The sequence below is a fragment of the Pectobacterium sp. F1-1 genome (genome assembly GCF_025643735.1).
Classification (GTDB): domain Bacteria; phylum Pseudomonadota; class Gammaproteobacteria; order Enterobacterales; family Enterobacteriaceae; genus Pectobacterium; species Pectobacterium colocasium.
Map to the genome: position 1 here is coordinate 3,555,330 of NZ_CP104733.1, position 15,796 is coordinate 3,571,125.

General features: G+C 52.7%; 12 protein-coding genes, 4 tRNA genes and 2 other RNA genes. 10 read left to right on the forward strand and 8 right to left on the reverse strand.

Annotated features, from left to right (window positions below; genetic code table 11):
• Positions 1-50 precede the first annotated feature (50 nt).
• A complete protein-coding gene (gene gltX / locus NAL19_RS15825; protein ID WP_263057847.1) occupies positions 51-1,466 on the reverse strand; it encodes a glutamate--tRNA ligase in 1,416 nt (471 codons plus the stop codon).
• A gap of 291 nt (positions 1,467-1,757) precedes the next feature.
• Here gltX and NAL19_RS15830 point away from each other — a divergent pair.
• The 6 genes from NAL19_RS15830 to NAL19_RS15855 all read left to right on the forward strand — a co-directional run bounded on the left by NAL19_RS15830 (position 1,758) and on the right by NAL19_RS15855 (position 2,541).
• A tRNA-Val gene (locus NAL19_RS15830) sits at positions 1,758-1,833 on the forward strand.
• A gap of 58 nt (positions 1,834-1,891) precedes the next feature.
• Positions 1,892-1,967 (forward strand) — tRNA-Val (locus NAL19_RS15835).
• A 67-nt stretch (positions 1,968-2,034) separates the two neighbouring features.
• Positions 2,035-2,110 (forward strand) — tRNA-Val (locus NAL19_RS15840).
• 7 nt (positions 2,111-2,117) lie between these two features.
• Positions 2,118-2,193, forward strand: a tRNA-Lys gene (locus tag NAL19_RS15845).
• 46 nt (positions 2,194-2,239) lie between these two features.
• Positions 2,240-2,367: non-coding RNA, RtT sRNA (locus NAL19_RS15850), on the forward strand.
• A 46-nt stretch (positions 2,368-2,413) separates the two neighbouring features.
• A non-coding RNA gene (locus NAL19_RS15855) (RtT sRNA) lies at positions 2,414-2,541 on the forward strand.
• Positions 2,542-2,764: 223 nt separating this feature from the next.
• On the opposite strand, the gene NAL19_RS15860 is transcribed toward NAL19_RS15855, so the two are convergent.
• Positions 2,765-3,718: a helix-turn-helix domain-containing protein gene (locus NAL19_RS15860; RefSeq protein WP_225085460.1), complete on the reverse strand. Its 954-nt coding sequence runs from the start codon at positions 3,716-3,718 to the stop codon at positions 2,765-2,767.
• Between the two features lie 149 nt (positions 3,719-3,867).
• On the opposite strand from NAL19_RS15860, the gene NAL19_RS15865 reads away from it, so the two are divergent.
• The 4 genes from NAL19_RS15865 to NAL19_RS15880 all read left to right on the forward strand — a co-directional run bounded on the left by NAL19_RS15865 (position 3,868) and on the right by NAL19_RS15880 (position 8,467).
• The gene (locus tag NAL19_RS15865; protein WP_225085461.1) at positions 3,868-4,251 is read left to right on the forward strand and encodes a hypothetical protein; all 384 of its coding nucleotides are present in this window, start codon (positions 3,868-3,870) and stop codon (positions 4,249-4,251) included.
• Positions 4,248-5,474 carry an MFS transporter gene (locus NAL19_RS15870; protein WP_263057848.1) on the forward strand — a complete coding sequence of 409 codons (1,227 nt, stop codon included), beginning with the start codon at positions 4,248-4,250 and terminating at the stop codon, positions 5,472-5,474. Before NAL19_RS15865 ends, NAL19_RS15870 begins: the two co-directional genes overlap by 4 nt.
• A 30-nt stretch (positions 5,475-5,504) precedes the next feature.
• On the forward strand, positions 5,505-7,760 hold the full coding sequence (locus tag NAL19_RS15875) for a TonB-dependent receptor (RefSeq protein ID WP_263057849.1): 2,256 nt from the start codon (positions 5,505-5,507) through the stop codon (positions 7,758-7,760).
• A 272-nt stretch (positions 7,761-8,032) separates the two neighbouring features.
• Complete coding sequence (locus tag NAL19_RS15880; RefSeq protein ID WP_225085464.1) at positions 8,033-8,467, forward strand: DoxX family protein; 435 nt, start codon at positions 8,033-8,035, stop codon at positions 8,465-8,467.
• A gap of 81 nt (positions 8,468-8,548) precedes the next feature.
• Here NAL19_RS15880 and NAL19_RS15885 read toward each other — a convergent pair whose 3' ends face one another.
• From NAL19_RS15885 to degP, 6 genes are all read right to left on the reverse strand, one after another.
• Entirely contained in the window at positions 8,549-9,541 is a 993-nt protein-coding gene (locus NAL19_RS15885) for a sulfate/molybdate ABC transporter ATP-binding protein (protein WP_225085465.1), read from the reverse strand.
• Entirely contained in the window at positions 9,531-10,412 is an 882-nt protein-coding gene (gene cysW / locus NAL19_RS15890) for a sulfate ABC transporter permease subunit CysW (RefSeq protein WP_225085466.1), read from the reverse strand. Before cysW ends, NAL19_RS15885 begins: the two co-directional genes overlap by 11 nt.
• Before the next feature lie 12 nt (positions 10,413-10,424).
• Entirely contained in the window at positions 10,425-11,237 is an 813-nt protein-coding gene (gene cysT / locus NAL19_RS15895) for a sulfate ABC transporter permease subunit CysT (RefSeq protein WP_010280704.1), read from the reverse strand.
• A 152-nt stretch (positions 11,238-11,389) separates the two neighbouring features.
• A complete protein-coding gene (locus NAL19_RS15900; protein ID WP_411561439.1) occupies positions 11,390-12,394 on the reverse strand; it encodes a sulfate ABC transporter substrate-binding protein in 1,005 nt (334 codons plus the stop codon).
• A 397-nt stretch (positions 12,395-12,791) separates the two neighbouring features.
• On the reverse strand, positions 12,792-13,949 hold the full coding sequence (locus NAL19_RS15905) for a CdaR family transcriptional regulator (protein WP_263057851.1): 1,158 nt from the start codon (positions 13,947-13,949) through the stop codon (positions 12,792-12,794).
• Between the two features lie 232 nt (positions 13,950-14,181).
• Positions 14,182-15,639 carry a serine endoprotease DegP gene (gene degP / locus NAL19_RS15910; protein ID WP_263057852.1) on the reverse strand — a complete coding sequence of 486 codons (1,458 nt, stop codon included), beginning with the start codon at positions 15,637-15,639 and terminating at the stop codon, positions 14,182-14,184.
• Positions 15,640-15,796 lie beyond the last annotated feature (157 nt).

A 15,796-nucleotide genomic window follows, 5' to 3' on the forward strand; every position in this document is an offset into this window, starting at 1 on the left:
GACTCTCAGGCCGGGGTTCGTTTTGTATAGCGCTATTTACGCAACAGCGATTACTGCTGTGCTTCACGCTCGCTAATGAACGCCAGCGCTTTATCAATACGCGTCAGCGAACGCTGCTGACCAATCGCATGCACTGTCACATCAACACCCGGAGATTGGCCTGCCCCCGTAACCGCAACGCGCAGTGGCATACCGACTTTACCCATGCCTTGACCCAGTTCATCTGCCGTGCCCTGAATGGCGTGATGAATGTTCTCCGCCGTCCAATCGGTAATCGCTGCCAGCTTCTCACGTACCAGCTCAAGCGGTTGACGTGCAACCGGACGCAGATGTTTCTTCGCAGCATCGGCATCAAACTCAGCAAAATCTTCATAGAAATAACGGCAAGAGTCCGCCATTTCTTTCAGCGTTTTGCAACGTTCGCCCAACAGGCCAACCAATTCACTCAACTGCGGTCCGGTACGGGTATCAATTCCAGCTTGCTCAATATGCCATGACAAATGCGTTGCCACGTATTCTGCTGGTAAATGGTTAATATAGTGATGGTTCAACCATTGCAGCTTCTCAGTATTGAAAGCGCTCGCAGACTTGCTGACGGCGTCCAGCGAGAACAGAGACTTCATCTCATCAATAGAGAAGATTTCCTGATCGCCAGATGACCAGCCTAAACGCACCAGATAGTTCAGCAACGCTTCCGGCAGATAGCCGTCATCGCGGTATTGCATCACTCCAACCGCACCGTGACGTTTGGACAATTTCTTGCCATCATCGCCCAGAATCATCGACACATGCGCATATTCCGGCACCGGTGCGCCCAACGCTTTCAGAATGTTAATCTGGCGCGGCGTGTTATTGATATGGTCTTCACCACGAATAACGTGCGTGATTTCCATATCCCAGTCATCGATAACGACACAGAAATTGTAGGTTGGTGAGCCGTCGGTGCGGCGGATAATCAGATCGTCGAGTTCCTGATTGCTGAATTCGATCGGCCCGCGAATGCGGTCATTGAAGATGACCGAACCTTCCTGCGGGTTAAGGAAACGCACAACGTGTGGCTCATCATCAGCATGATGCTCGTGAGAACCACGGCAATGGCCGTCATAACGCGGTTTTTCGCCGTTTTCCATCTGCTGTTCACGCAGCGCTTCCAGACGCTCTTTAGAGCAGTAGCATTTATATGCCGTTCCGTTTTCCAACATCTGGTCAATAACCGCGTTATAACGGTCAAAACGTTTAGTCTGGTAGTACGGGCCTTCATCCCAGTTCAGGCTCAGCCAGTTCATACCATCCATAATGGCATCAATCGCGTCTTGGGTTGAACGCTCCAGATCGGTATCTTCAATACGCAGCACGAACTCGCCGTCCTGATGACGGGCAAACAGCCAAGAGTAAAGCGCGGTACGAGCGCCACCGACATGAAGATAGCCAGTAGGACTAGGGGCAAAACGGGTTTTGATTTTCATTTGGGATTACAGCCTTATTACGCAACGGCTGTCGGCACAGACCGACATAAGCTCAGAGAACAAAAGTGGGCAACATTCTATCACTCTGCTTCGATTCCTCAACGCCGTAACATGCCGCCCGTGCTTTTATTCTGGCGGAAATAACAAGATAGCAGGCTAAATTGCGCAAGGATGCAGCGCTAGCGGCGATAAATACGACGCCTTGCCTAATTTTGCAACGAACAATCATTTTAGTTTTAAAAAGCGTTGACTCACATTCAAGGATCCCTATAATGCGACTCCACACAGCGGGGGTGATTAGCTCAGCTGGGAGAGCACCTCCCTTACAAGGAGGGGGTCGGCGGTTCGATCCCGTCATCACCCACCACTCTTTACGAAATTTATGTAAAAGTGTCTCGCTGTGTAGAGTAAGAAGATTTGAGATTGGGTGATTAGCTCAGCTGGGAGAGCACCTCCCTTACAAGGAGGGGGTCGGCGGTTCGATCCCGTCATCACCCACCAATCTCATACCAGCTGGTCTTCTTATTAGAAGTTGAAGTAAATCAAGAAGTAAATGTAGTTCAGAAGTGGGTGATTAGCTCAGCTGGGAGAGCACCTCCCTTACAAGGAGGGGGTCGGCGGTTCGATCCCGTCATCACCCACCACTTCTGCGGGTCGTTAGCTCAGTCGGTAGAGCAGTTGACTTTTAATCAATTGGTCGCAGGTTCGAATCCTGCACGACCCACCACTTCCGCAAAGTGATTCCTCTCTGAAGTAAATCCATTAAATTTTACTTACCGCACTTATCGTGCAGGTGAGAAGCTGCGTTCAGGTTCGAGCCGAGCGAAGCGAGACAGCAACGCGCCAGCGTTGACCCCAAAGGGGCGAGGCCAAAGGCCGAGTCATCCTGCACGACCCACCACTTCCGCAAAGTGATTCCTCTCTGAAGTAAATCCATTAAATTTTACTTACCGCACTTATCGTGCAGGTGAGAAGCTGCGTTCAGGTTCGAGCCGAGCGAAGCGAGACAGCAACGCGCCAGCGTTGACCCCAAAGGGGCGAGGCCAAAGGCCGAGTCATCCTGCACGACCCACCACTTCCGCAAAGTGATTCCTCTCTAAAGTAAATCCATCAAATATTCTATTTCTCTGTTTCATCTGTATTTCAAACCAAACTACCTCGTTCGCATTAACGCGAAGGGCAAGTCGAGCGATAACATCAGCCTGCACATCTCACCTATTTTGATGTATTACCAAAATCAAAATGAAAAAATAATTGAAGCTAGGGAGCCACCCAACCATCATGATGGTGACCCTACCCTATTTGACCTGTGAAGGCGGGAATCCATACTGCTTCTTAAACGCAGCGCTGAAACTACTGACATGTTCATAGCACGCCAGCGCGGCCGCTTCATCGACAGACACGGCATGTCGGTGGAGCGCCTGATAGGCTCGTTCCAGCCGATGCTTACGTAGGTAGGCAGCAATAGTGATACCGTTACGGGTACGAAAACCATTCTGCAAATCAACCGGGTTAGTCCCCAACGTCTTAGCCATCTGGCTGATGCTCAGGCGATCGGCTTCTCCGCTATCCAGCCAGTCTTTCAAGCGTATCAGGCAACATTCAAGGTGAGCGCCAAAACGCTTTTGCTGGGGCGACGCATCAATACTCCGTAATATATCCGTCGCCAGATCCAGCGCAAAACTCTCGCATTGCAAACGCTGGATAAGCGAAACCGGAGACCGATCGTCGAAAACCAGCCGACAGGCACGTTGCAGGACATCCGGAGCGGGTTGCCATGACAGGCTTTGCCAGTGCGCACGCCTGAATTGCAGCAAACTGCTGCTGCACAGGCCACTCTCGTTGGCAAACCGTTCAAACCAGGCAGGGCTGAAACTCAGGCAGATCTTGGTTTCCCGTCGGCCCGCCTGCCAATGACGTTGAAACTGATCGCTATCCGTCAGATTAACTAGCATTGCGCGCTGACGGGCGGAATGAGCATCGAAACGCAGACGCTGACCAGCCAGACTCACATCCGCTTGCCCCTGGAGCAGAAATGCGGCAGTAATACCCGGTGACAGCAAATTCTGACTAAACGCATCGATCAAATCTTCACTCTGGCTCAGATACAGTACCAGACCATTACCCAAGGACTGAATCCGCTGCCAACCAGCCAACACGGGCTGGTCGCTCGGCAACTCCTGGCCGAAATGCAGCTTTCCTCCCTGTTCACTGGCTGCCTGACTTAATTGGTCGCAGGTGAATACACGCATGAAACGTACCTGAATAAATATCGTCGCGCCTAACTTTTTCTTTTTTTAGCCTAAGCGAACGATTTGAATTAGAAGTATTCTCATTTGTAACATGACGGCAATCGACTGTCTAAGGTCTGTGACATTTTTCATTTTAAGGGTAACAACGCATGGTTTTACGTGTCACGCAAACCGCGCTGGTCGACGCGGTGTTTCAGGAGAGTGTCAGCGCAGAGGAAATACGTGAATGGCTGGCGTGCATTGAGCAGCTTCTCGAATCGAAACAACCCTTTTTCTTCATCGCTAGCACGCTAGCGCACACCGAGTTCGCTCCCGATTACCGATCCATTCAGGCATTCTGGTATCGACAGCACAAACCCGCGTTTCAGCACTACTGCCGTGGTCTGGTGCGCATTGCCCGTGACGCAGCCGAACAGGCTCGTCTGGATGTCCCCGCCCTACACCGAACCTGGGGCGTGCCGTACTTCGTCACACTTGAGAGGTCCAGTGGCTATCACTGGATTGCTGAACGCATGATGGGCATGGGTGAATGATGAAACGAGCGAGTGAGTTCGCGCCGATCGGCCGATTAGGGCTGACGGCGATCGTGATTCTCTATTTAGCGCATGCCCTGCCGCTGTATTTCTACAACGTCGCTCTACCGAGCATTCTGCGTAGCCAGGGAGTGGATCTACGCTGGATAGGCATGCTTTCACTGCTTTATCTGCCTTGGGCCTGCAAATTTATCTGGGCACCGGTAATTGACCGTTACTATCTGCCTGTGCTGGGGCGTCGTCGCACCTGGTTATGGCTGACGCAACTCGCACTGGCAGGCGGTGTATTGGTTCTGGCGTTCACCGGATTGGATTATGGCTTGCTTCCCTTCGTACTGATTGGGTTATGGATCTCGACCTGGGCTGCCACACAGGATATCGCCATCGACGGCTATACGGTGGAATCACTGGCAGAATCCGAGCATCGTCTTGGAAGCATGGCGCAAAGCATCGGCGTGGCGCTGGGCAGCATGATCGGCGGAGCTGGCATCCTGCTGTTGTATCAATTGTCCGGCTGGCGCAGCGCCTTGCTGTCTCTGGCGGTATTAACTGCACTGACCATGATCGCCGTCACCTGGATTAATGAACGTCCGCAACTATCCCCGGCATCCGAACGCCCAAATTTCGCCAATACGTTCAGGCGTCGTGAAATACGCTGGGCTTTACTGCTCATTCTGCTTTACCGACTGGTTGAAGCCCCCGCCATGGCAATGCTGACTCCGCTGCTGGTCGATCAGCAATGGACACTGGTGGAAATCGGCCTTTTGATGTCGGTGGCGGGAGCGGGAGCCGGGTTGCTGAGTGCTGTCATCACCGCATGGGCGCTCAAACGTTACTCGTCCGACGTACTGCTGGTTCGCGCTGGCTGGCTGCGCAGCGGCGTCTATCTGTTGCTCGCCGCGCTGCTCTACAGCGGCTCAGCCATGATGTCAGGATTTTGGCTCGGCACACTGGTCATCGTGATGTTGGCGATCCGCTACATGGCGATGACCAGCCTTTATGCGCTGTTCATGCGCCTGTGCTCCCGTCAACAGGCAGGCACCGACTTCACCGTGCTGGTGTGCTTTGAACTTCTGGTGTTTTTCCTTGGCGGTTCGCTTTCCGGCTTTCTCGCCGCAGGGCTGGGCTATGGCGCTTATTATCTGCTGCTCGGCGTGCTGTCGCTACTTAGCGTTCTGCTGTGCCGACCGCTCATCAGACAACATCTGACCAAAACTATTTAACCCTTATCATTCAGTTATTCAGGAGACATTATGCGATATCTTGCGCCCCCCGCGCGGGTAACCTTCTTGAGTCTGGCCATCAGTGCTCAGGTATATGCACAGACCGATACGCCTCCCGTGCAGGACACCGATGTCATGACGGTAACGGCTGCCCGCTCGGTGAAAAACATTGCCGACATCGCCGGGACGGTTTACAGCATTGAACGCGAAGATATCGCCAAACAATCCTCCGCAGGCAGGTCTACTGCCGATATTCTCGGTCAGTTAGTACCTGGCCTGGCTACCGCTTCCGGGACCACCAGTAACTACGGTATGACCATGCGCGGACGCACGGTACAGGTCATGATCGACGGCGTGCCACTCACCGGCTCGCGTGACGGTTCGCGGCAGCTCAACAGCATCTCACCGACAATGATCGAACGTGTCGAAGTCGTATCGGGTGCCACAAGCCTCTATGGCGCGGGTGCTACGGGCGGCATAATCAATATCATCACCCGTAACGCCGATGATGAACCTTATGCTTTCAGCAGTCAGTTTGGATTGAAAAGCGTAGATAAGCCGTCTACATCCGATCTGGCTTACAGCGGTACGCAAACCGCCTCTTTCCATAACGATGACGTCAGCGGTTTTGCCGGACTGAGCTATACCTCACAAGGGGACATGCGCAATGCCCACGGCGATCGAATCGGGCCGGAAATCGCCCAAACCGATCGTCAGAACACGACCAGTCTCGATTTCAACAGTCGGCTAACCTGGAATCTGGATGACAACCAGCAGTTGAGCGGCGCGTTCAGGTATTACAATGATGAGCAAGACAGCGACTACGGCCCCGATTATGGCCCCGGATTGGCCGCACTGTTCACTCCCGCAACGTTTCAGCCCAGCCTCAAGGGCATCAAAGGGCTGCAACTTGACGACCAACCCCGTACCCGGCATTACGGTTTCAATACCCAATACCAGAATCGAGACATACTGGGCGGTCAGCAACTGACAGCTGAGGCCTATTATCGCAAAGAGCAATCACGCTGGTTCCCTTCCGTCTCTGCGGTCACACACTCAGCGCTGCCTGGCGGCAGCACGTATGTAGCAATGCAATCGAATACGGATATTGATGTCTGGGGAGTGCGTACCGCATTGCAAAAGAACCTAAGTCTGGCAGGACGTGACCTACAGTTAACCTATGGTCTTGACTACGAACAGGAAAAAGACAGCCAGAGTGGGCAGTCCTATGGTATCAACACCTTCATCGCCAGTAACGGCTTGCGTTATCAAGCCGAAAACCGTTACGCCATGGGGCCGGATGTTCAAGTGGACAAAACCGGCCTATTCTTGCAATCGGACTATGCGCTGACTCAACGTCTTAACCTACAGGCGGGTCTGCGCCACGAGATCATCCGCAACAAGGTTTCCACCTCAACGCCTTACAGCGAAGCCATCACGGCAGATCGGGTAGCTGGCTATCAGGCCAGGCAGTTAGAAGGCGGTCAAGTGAAGCACGGCGAAACGTTGTATAACCTGGGATTAGTGTACCAGTTGACCGATACTCATCAGTTATTCACCAATTTTTCTCAAGGCTTCAGCCTGCCCGACACACAGCGCATGTTGCGCGACGTACCAGCGACATTCACCATTAACGGCGACAGTATCGACTCCATCAAAGTCAACAACTATGAGCTCGGTTGGCGTATGAGGGATAACCGTGGCCTGAATGCTGGCGTTACTGCGTTCTACAACACGTCCGATAAAGTGGTGCAGTTCAACCGTGACTACAGTGTATCAGTAGCCGATACCGACGAACGTATTTGGGGCATGGAAGGCAACCTGCAATATCCGCTGTCTGAAAGCTGGAATGTTGGCGGCACGCTTGCCTATACCCGAGGCGAATATAAAGACGCCGCTGGCAAATGGCGCGAACTCAACGCGTTCCGAGTCGCTCCGCTGAAAGCCACGTTATACAGCGACTGGACATTCGCTGATGGATACGGATTACGTCTGCAATCCCTGACCGTCGGCGGAACCGACCGCGCTTATAATGACGCCAAATCCGCAGCTGTCAGCTCAAGCATCCGTTCCACGCCAGCAGCCAAGATTCAGGGTTATACCGTGTTCGACCTCATCGCGCATGCTCCGTTGTTGGGCGGCCAAGTTGGCTTTGGCATCTACAATCTGGCCAATCGTGACTATAAAACCGTCTACAGCCAGCAGGCCGAAGCCACCTATGGCAAACTTTCCAGTCTGCCAGCACAAGGGCGCACATTCGCTCTGACGTATTCGATTGACTATTGAAACGCAAGGTAGCCGATACGGCAGCGTGATGTTCTGCACTGCCATTACGTGCCTTCTCAAACATCAGCGATAGATGGGTGTTGAACGCCCATCTATCGTTAGCCCTCTAAAATCGCGGTGTGATGCTTATCCAGGTTGACGCGCTTCACCTAATTTTTTGACAGAAAATATCAAATTTATTTGTTTTCTATTCAGGCGTTAAATCGACGACACTGCCGCCTTATATCCAATAGCACTTTAGCACTTTTCGCTAACTCACGAGGTTGTCTAGTATGATTTCTCAGTTGAATCAGTGGTTCACGCGTTTAACCGATCATCCCGATGCAGGTAAACTTTTACTGCGTTTAACCGTGGGTATTCTGCTGCTGTTTCACGGCGTAGCAAAAATTGAGCACGGTGTGGGTTGGATCGTACAGATGCTGCAAGGCGCAGGCCTGCCAGGTTTTATCGCTTACGGTGTCTACGTGGGCGAAGTCGTTGCACCGATTCTGATTATTCTGGGCGTATTTACCCGTATTTCCGGCCTGATTGCCGCGCTGACGCTGGTTGTGGCAACGCTGATGGTTGGCACGGGTAAATTCTTCACCCTAACCGACGTTGGCGCCTGGGCGCTGGAACTGGAAGCACTCTATTTCTTTGCTGGCATTATCATCATGCTGGTGGGCAGCGGCCGTTACTCTGTTGCCTCTAATCCCGCTTATCGGTAATCCTTACCATACGGCAGGCATTTCCGATAAAAGCAAAAAACCCGCGAATTTCGCGGGTTTTTTATTTCTACGATCTACCCATCAAATTTCCCAATCGTGGCTGTAGCGCTTAGGCTTGAACTGAATCACATCGCCTTTCTGTAGTCCGTTCAGGCTTGCATCATCTTTTGCGACTTCCGCTTCAATCAGCTCTGACTGTTCACCCAGCTTCAACGACAGACGTGTTAAGGCACCAAGTGGACGAATATCCCGTACCGTCACCGCCTGATAACCTTCCTGTGCCTGAACAGATAGCGACACCTCATGCGGACGGAACAGAATCGTCTCTTCCGTCTGCGCCACTTTCAACCGGTTGCTGTCGCCAAGGAAATGGTAAACAAATTCGCTGGCAGGGTTGTTATACACCTCCGCCGGCGTACCGATTTGTTCAATCACGCCTTTATTCATCAGCACGATGCGGTCAGCCACTTCCATCGCTTCTTCCTGATCGTGCGTCACAAATACCGACGTCAGATCGATATCTTCATGCAACTGAGACAGCCAGCGGCGCAGCTCTTTGCGCACCTTGGCATCCAGCGCGCCAAAAGGTTCATCCAGCAGCAGAATGCTCGGTTCGACGATCAAGGCACGCGCCAGTGCAATACGCTGGCGCTGACCGCCGGAAAGCTGCTCAGGATAGCGATCCCCCAGCCAGTCCAGTTGCACCAGATTCAGCAGCTCATGCACTTTCTTTTCGATTTCACTCTTTGATGGCCGGATATTTTTCGGCTTCATGCGTAGCCCAAACGCGACGTTATCGAACACGGTCATGTGACGAAACAGCGCGTAGTGCTGGAATACAAACCCTACGTTGCGTTTGCGCACATCGTGGACGGACACATCCTGACCGTGGAAAATAATACTGCCGCTATCGGGCTGTTCCAGCCCGGCGATAATACGCAGCAGCGTGGTCTTACCGCAGCCCGATGGCCCCAGCAACGCCACCAGCTCGCCGCTGTGGATCGACAAATTAATCTCGTTCAGCGCCCGGAACTGGCCAAATTGTTTATTAATATTGCGAATCTCAATGCTCATTTTTGGCCAACTCCTGTTGTTTCTGTATTTGCTTCGTCAATCGACCTTCACTCCACTGGCGCAGTAACAGCACTACCAGCGACATGATCAGCAGCAGAATCGCCACGCTGAAGGCCGCAACGATGTTGTACTCGTTATAAAGAATTTCGATATGCAGCGGCAGCGTGTTCGTCAAGCCGCGAATATGGCCGGAAATAACGGAAACAGCACCAAATTCCCCCATCGCGCGCGCAGTACACAGCACCACGCCGTAGATCAACGCCCACTTCACATTCGGCAGCGTGATGTGCCAGAACATTTGCCAACCGTTCGCACCCAGCAGACGCGCGGCTTCTTCTTCCTGCGACCCCTGTTCTTCCATCAGCGGAATCAGCTCACGGGCAACATAAGGCAGTGTGACGAAAATCGTCGCCAGCACGATGCCCGGCACGGCATAAACAATTTGCAGATCGTGTTCAAGCAGGAAGGGATAAATCTTGCTTTGTGCGCCAAACAGCAGCACATAAACCAACCCCGCCACAACGGGGGAAACGGAAAACGGCAGATCGATCAGCGCCAGCAAAAAGCTCTTGCCACGAAATTCGAATTTCGTCACACACCACGCCGTCGCCAGCCCGAACACCACGTTCAATGGCACGGAAATGACGGTCGCAAGCAGCGTCAGCTTAAGTGCGGAGATCGCATCCGGTTCAGTAATTGCGTCCCAAAATGCATCGATCCCCTTATCCAGCCCCTGAGTCACCACCATCATCAGCGGCAGCACCAGAATCAGAAAAAAGACGATCCACGCCAGTGAAACCAGAATGTAATAGGCTGCGGGCTGCTTTTTTCTTTTAGCCGCGCTGGCCTGAGCGGAAATAACCTGTTCCATGACGACCAGCCCTTACAGTTTCGGTTGAATGCGGCGCTGCAACACGTTAATCAGCAGCAACATAATGAAAGAAACCAGCAGCATGAACACGCCGATCCCAGTAGCGCCTTTATAGTCATACTGATCGAGCTTGGAGACGATCAGCAGCGGCAGGATTTCGGTTTTAAACGGAATGTTCCCCGCGATAAACACCACGGAGCCGTATTCCCCAACGCCGCGGGCAAAGGCCAGTGCAAAACCCGTCAGCCACGCCGGCAACAGTGCAGGCAGCAACACATGGCGGAAAACCTGAAGCGGACGCGCGCCCAGACAGGCGGCGGCCTCCTCGACCTCTTTAGGAATATCAGCAAGCACCGGTTGCAGCGTTCTGACCACAAAAGGCAGCGTCACGAAAATAAGTGCCAGCGTGATACCAATACCGGTATAGGCAATTTTGAACGGAAACAGCGAGCCAATCAGGCCATTCGGTGCATACAACGCCGTCAGGGCAATCCCCGCGACTGCGGTTGGCAGCGCGAAGGGCATGTCGATCATGGCATCGATCACTTTACGGCCGGGAAAGGTATAACGCACAAGCACCCAGGCCAGTAACGTCCCGAGAATGCCGTTAATAAAAGCCGCCGCCAGCGCCGTACCAAACGAAAGCCGCAGGGAAAAAAGCACCTGACGGCTGGTTATCAAATCCCAAAATTGCCCAAACGTTAGTTGGCTGGCATATAAAAACATCCCCGCCAACGGAATGAGGACAATTAATCCTAAATAGCTCAGGCTGAACCCTAACGTTAGCCCGAAACCGGGAATCACTGAGGAAGAACGCTGTGACATACCGTGCCTTTAATTTTCATACTCACTAACCAGCCAACAACTGCTTGCCGACACGCGCTACCTGACAGAGGGTTTAGTGCAGCTCTCGCCAGCCTTTTAACCTGAAAAAAGCCGCTATGTGATAGCGGCCTTAATCCGTCAGACGTTAAAACTTACTTATTGATCTCTTTAAAGATTGCGTCGAACACGCCGCCATCGTTAAAGAATTTGTCCTGTGCCGCTTTCCAGCCACCGAAGTCCTTATCAATTGTCACCAGATTCACTGGCGCAAACTGATCTTTAAACTCTTCGGCAATCTTGGCGTTGCGCGGACGGTAGAAATTTTTACCGATGATACGCTGCGCTTCATCGCTGTAGAGGTATTGCAGATAGGCTTCAGCCTGTTTCTGCGTTCCCTTGCGCTCAACGACTTTGTCGACAACGGCAACCGGCGGTTCAGCCAGAATCGACAGAGACGGTGTGACGATCTCCAGCTGATCGCCGCCCTGCTCTTGCAGAGACAGGTACGCTTCGTTTTCCCATGCCAGCAGCACATCGCCTAACTGACGCTGTACAAAACTAATGGTTGCCCCACGCGCACCGGTATCCAGAACTGGCGCATGACGATACAACTCAGTCACAAATTTCAGTGCGCTTTCATCATTGCCGCCCGGTTGCGCTTTAGCATACGCCCACGCAGCCAGGAAGTTCCAACGCGCGCCGCCAGAAGTTTTAGGGTTTGGCGTGATGACTTCAACGCCCGGCTTCACCAGATCGTTCCAGTCTTTGATTTGTTTTGGATTACCTTTACGCACCAGAAAAACGATGGTGGAAGTGTAAGGCGTGCTGTTGTCAGGCAAACGTGCCTGCCATTTAGGATCGATCAGCTGTTGATTCAGATTTAATGCATCGATATCCCCAGCCAGAGCCAGCGTCACCACGTCAGCCTGCAAGCCGTCAATCACCGAACGCGCCTGCTTTCCAGAACCGCCGTGCGAGTTTTTGATGGTGATATCTTCACCGGTGGTCGCTTTCCAATGCTTAATAAACGCCGCATTGTATTGCTGATACAGCTCACGTGTCGGATCGTAAGACACGTTTAATAATTCGGTAGCCGCCGAGGCCACACCGGAAAACAACAGTGCTGCCGTAGCAACAGATAACCCCAGACGACGTATTGACATTCTTATCACTCCCTAATGCTCGAAAGTATCAGATAAAATCATGACGGATGTGACTGATTAATAAATTAAATAATTCAACTTGCAGGACAAAACGCTATCGTTTTGCACAGCGCGCATGCAGCTTGAAATAGGACGGGTATATCAGGCTGACAACATGGAAGTGACAATAGTGGATATAGGGAGGGGGCAAAAATATTGTTTCGCGATAATTTATGCTATCGCGTTATATTGTTAATGGTTATGTAATAGTTTTCAATCTAAGCAATTTTGTCGCCGTTGACGACATTTTGTGAGGGAAGATGGGGTAGCCCTGATGCCCTACGGCATCAGGTGAGTGCGGCGGAAAAACCAGCTTGAGTCAGGATGGGCGTAAACGCCGTTTCTTTCGGCCCTACTCTTCTTCATCGAGTTGCAAAGCCACGTACAGCAGCAAACGATCGTCGAAATTCCCCAAATCTAACCCCGTCAGTTCAGAGATACGGTTGAGACGATACTCCAGCGTATTGCGATGAATAAACAGCGCTTTCGCCGTCGCACCGGGCTGAACATTATTACGGAACCAGGCACCCAGCGTCCGACGCAGCAGACCATTTCCATCCATTGCTTTCAGCTTCGAGAGTGGCCGCACCAGCTCGTTTGCCTGCCAGCCGCCGCGCAGGCTGTCCAACAGTACGGGCAACATCAGATCCTGATAGTAATAACAGCGCTGAGCGGGCATACGTTGCTTACCCACGCTCATGGTCGTACGTGCCGTGCGATAAGAACGCGCGATACTGCCAGGGCCAGCAAAATAGTTTCCTAGCGCCAGCCGTACCCGTAGCCGGCTGCTTTCAGCCATGCGCGACATCAGTGTATCCACCCGACGCCGGTGATCTTCTGCATCCCAGCGTCCGTGGGTATTTAGCGCCGGTTTCAGCACCACCATTTCCGTCAACGAAACGATAGCGATAAGGTTGTCACGTTCCGGCGTGGTCAGCAGCGTTTGCAACTGCTGTAGCTCCGCCATAGCGGAATCCACCCCAAGCTGCCCGCTGTCCACTTCGATCACCGCCGCGACGCGGGGCTTATTCAGATCGATGCCCAAGCGCTGCGCCCACTCCATCAGGGCGGGGGAGAGATCGTCGGTGCGAATCAGGTTCAGTACCAGCTCTTCGCGCAGGCGGCTATCCTGCGCCAGCATATGCAGCAGCCTCGCCTGTTCCAACATCATTTCCGCCGTCATGCAGACCAGTTCGCCGTATTGCCGTAGCTGGCTGGGGTTGCCCGTCAGGCCGATAACGCCAACGATTTCACCGTCGATGCGCAAAGGTAAATTAATGCCCGGACGTACGCCGTGCAGATGGCGCACCACGGCATCATCAATATCGACAACCCGTCCCTGCGAGAGCGCCAGCAAAGCCCCTTCATGTAACTCCCCCAATCGTTCCTGATCGCCACTGCCGATAATCTTACCGCGAGCATCCATCACGTTGATATTGCTATCAATGATCTGCATGGTTCGCGCGACAATATCCTGTGCCATCTTGGCATTGAGATGATACGACGCCATTTTTACCTCTGAGAGGAACATTGACAATTGCACCAGCATACCGCCACACGGTACGCCACACATTGTGCAAATTAACAAAGAAACGGGAATTAGATTAAATCTGTGGAAGAACTCACAAAAGCACGTTTATGAAAAAGTGGGAAACGGTCGGGCACCTAAGTGCCCGACCAGTCTATCAACTCAACACATTGTCTTAAAAGGTAATTATCCGCTTAGGTACTGAGCGGTGCGGTTATTGAGCCAGCAGATAAATCGTGCTGCCGCCACGACGCACATTCAGCGCCAATACTGCCGGTTTGCTGTCGAGAATTTTACGCAACTCGCCAATATTCTGTACCGCCTGCTGGTTAACCCCGAGAATAATGTCGTCCTTCTTCAGACCAATTTTAGCCGCGGCGGAACCGGGTTTGACGTTATCCACTTTGACGCCTTTCTCACCGTCGACCTGCGTGTTGCTCAGCTCGGCACCTTCAATGCCAGAGTAGAGATTACCGGAAGCCACCTGAGCCTGATTGCTTTGTTGCAGCCTCACTTCAACCGTCAGCGGTTTACCCTCGCGCAACAGCCCCAGATCCACCTTGCTGCCCACCGGTAGCGATCCGACTTGCGCCCGCAGCGCGGAGAAGCTGCTGACCGCTTTTCCATTCAGCGTCACGATCACATCGCCCGCCTTGATGCCCGCTTCATCGGCTGCCGATTTCGGCCGAACCTGGCTTACAAACGCGCCACGCTGGGCATCCACTTTCATTGCCTGCGCCAGCTCAGAATTCAGCTCCGTCCCGGTAATGCCCAGCTCGCCGCGCTTCACTTCGCCAAATTCGACAATCTGTGCCACGACACTTTTCACCATATTGCTGGGGATAGCGAAACCAATCCCGACATTGCCGCCATCTGGCGCAAGAATCGCGGTATTCAGACCAACCAGTTCTCCATTCAGGTTCACCAGTGCCCCACCGGAATTCCCCCGGTTGATCGCCGCATCGGTCTGAATAAAGTTCTCATAGTTTTCAATATTCAGCCCACTACGCCCCAGCGCGGACACAATGCCCGAGGTCGCCGTTTCGCCCAGACCATACGGGTTACCAATCGCCACCGTATAGTCACCGACCCGCAACTGGTCAGAATCCGCGACCTTGATAGCCGTCAGATTTTTGAAGTCTTTCAACTGCACCAGTGCGATATCTGAACGCGGATCTTTTCCTAACATCTTGGCGTCATACTTGCGGCCATCACTGAGTCGAATCTGAATCTTATCGGCGTTCTCCACCACGTGGCTGTTAGTCACCACATAGCCTTTCTCCGCATTAATCACGACACCTGCACCCAGCGCCTGGAAATTTTCCTGTTTTGGTTGCTGTTGGCCGTTGTCATCATCGTCCCCTTCTCCCTGACACACAGGCGACGACTGGAACGGCGATCCGTCCTGGCAGAAAGGCGAGTTTTCACCAAAAAATGGCTGAAGCTGCTGTGGGATACCTTCTTTTCCCGCATTGCCCGCATTGGTGGTATGCCCTTCCACATAGATGCTCACTACGGAAGGCATGACCTTTTCCAGCATGGGAGCCAAACTAGGGAGCTGACCCGATGACGCGGCAGACGCCGCTGACTCAGCCGCATTCGCCGTGGTGGAGCCCATCGCCATCGCCAGACTTAACGCCAGCGCACTCAGAACCAGTGATTTTCTTTTCATAGGAGTATGTCTCATAGTAATCAACACGCGAGTCTTACGGCCCGTGTACCCGACACCAGGTACACTCAGTGGTCGTGCTGTATGAGATAAATATGGACCAACAATGTTCCCAAGGGGAAGATCGTGAAGCGTAAGGAAATATTGAACGGCTTTACAA

Coding starts and splice junctions, on each gene's coding strand:
- NAL19_RS15870 (WP_263057848.1), top strand. CDS start 4,248: ATGATGAAACGAGCGAGTGAGTTCGCGCCGATCGGCCGATTAGGGCTG.
- NAL19_RS15875 (WP_263057849.1), top strand. CDS start 5,505: ATGCGATATCTTGCGCCCCCCGCGCGGGTAACCTTCTTGAGTCTGGCC.
- NAL19_RS15860 (WP_225085460.1), bottom strand. CDS start 3,718: ATGCGTGTATTCACCTGCGACCAATTAAGTCAGGCAGCCAGTGAACAG.
- NAL19_RS15885 (WP_225085465.1), bottom strand. CDS start 9,541: ATGAGCATTGAGATTCGCAATATTAATAAACAATTTGGCCAGTTCCGG.
- NAL19_RS15880 (WP_225085464.1), top strand. CDS start 8,033: ATGATTTCTCAGTTGAATCAGTGGTTCACGCGTTTAACCGATCATCCC.
- cysT (WP_010280704.1), bottom strand. CDS start 11,237: ATGTCACAGCGTTCTTCCTCAGTGATTCCCGGTTTCGGGCTAACGTTA.
- NAL19_RS15865 (WP_225085461.1), top strand. CDS start 3,868: ATGGTTTTACGTGTCACGCAAACCGCGCTGGTCGACGCGGTGTTTCAG.
- NAL19_RS15905 (WP_263057851.1), bottom strand. CDS start 13,949: ATGGCGTCGTATCATCTCAATGCCAAGATGGCACAGGATATTGTCGCG.
- cysW (WP_225085466.1), bottom strand. CDS start 10,412: ATGGAACAGGTTATTTCCGCTCAGGCCAGCGCGGCTAAAAGAAAAAAG.
- gltX (WP_263057847.1), bottom strand. CDS start 1,466: ATGAAAATCAAAACCCGTTTTGCCCCTAGTCCTACTGGCTATCTTCAT.
- degP (WP_263057852.1), bottom strand. CDS start 15,639: ATGAAAAGAAAATCACTGGTTCTGAGTGCGCTGGCGTTAAGTCTGGCG.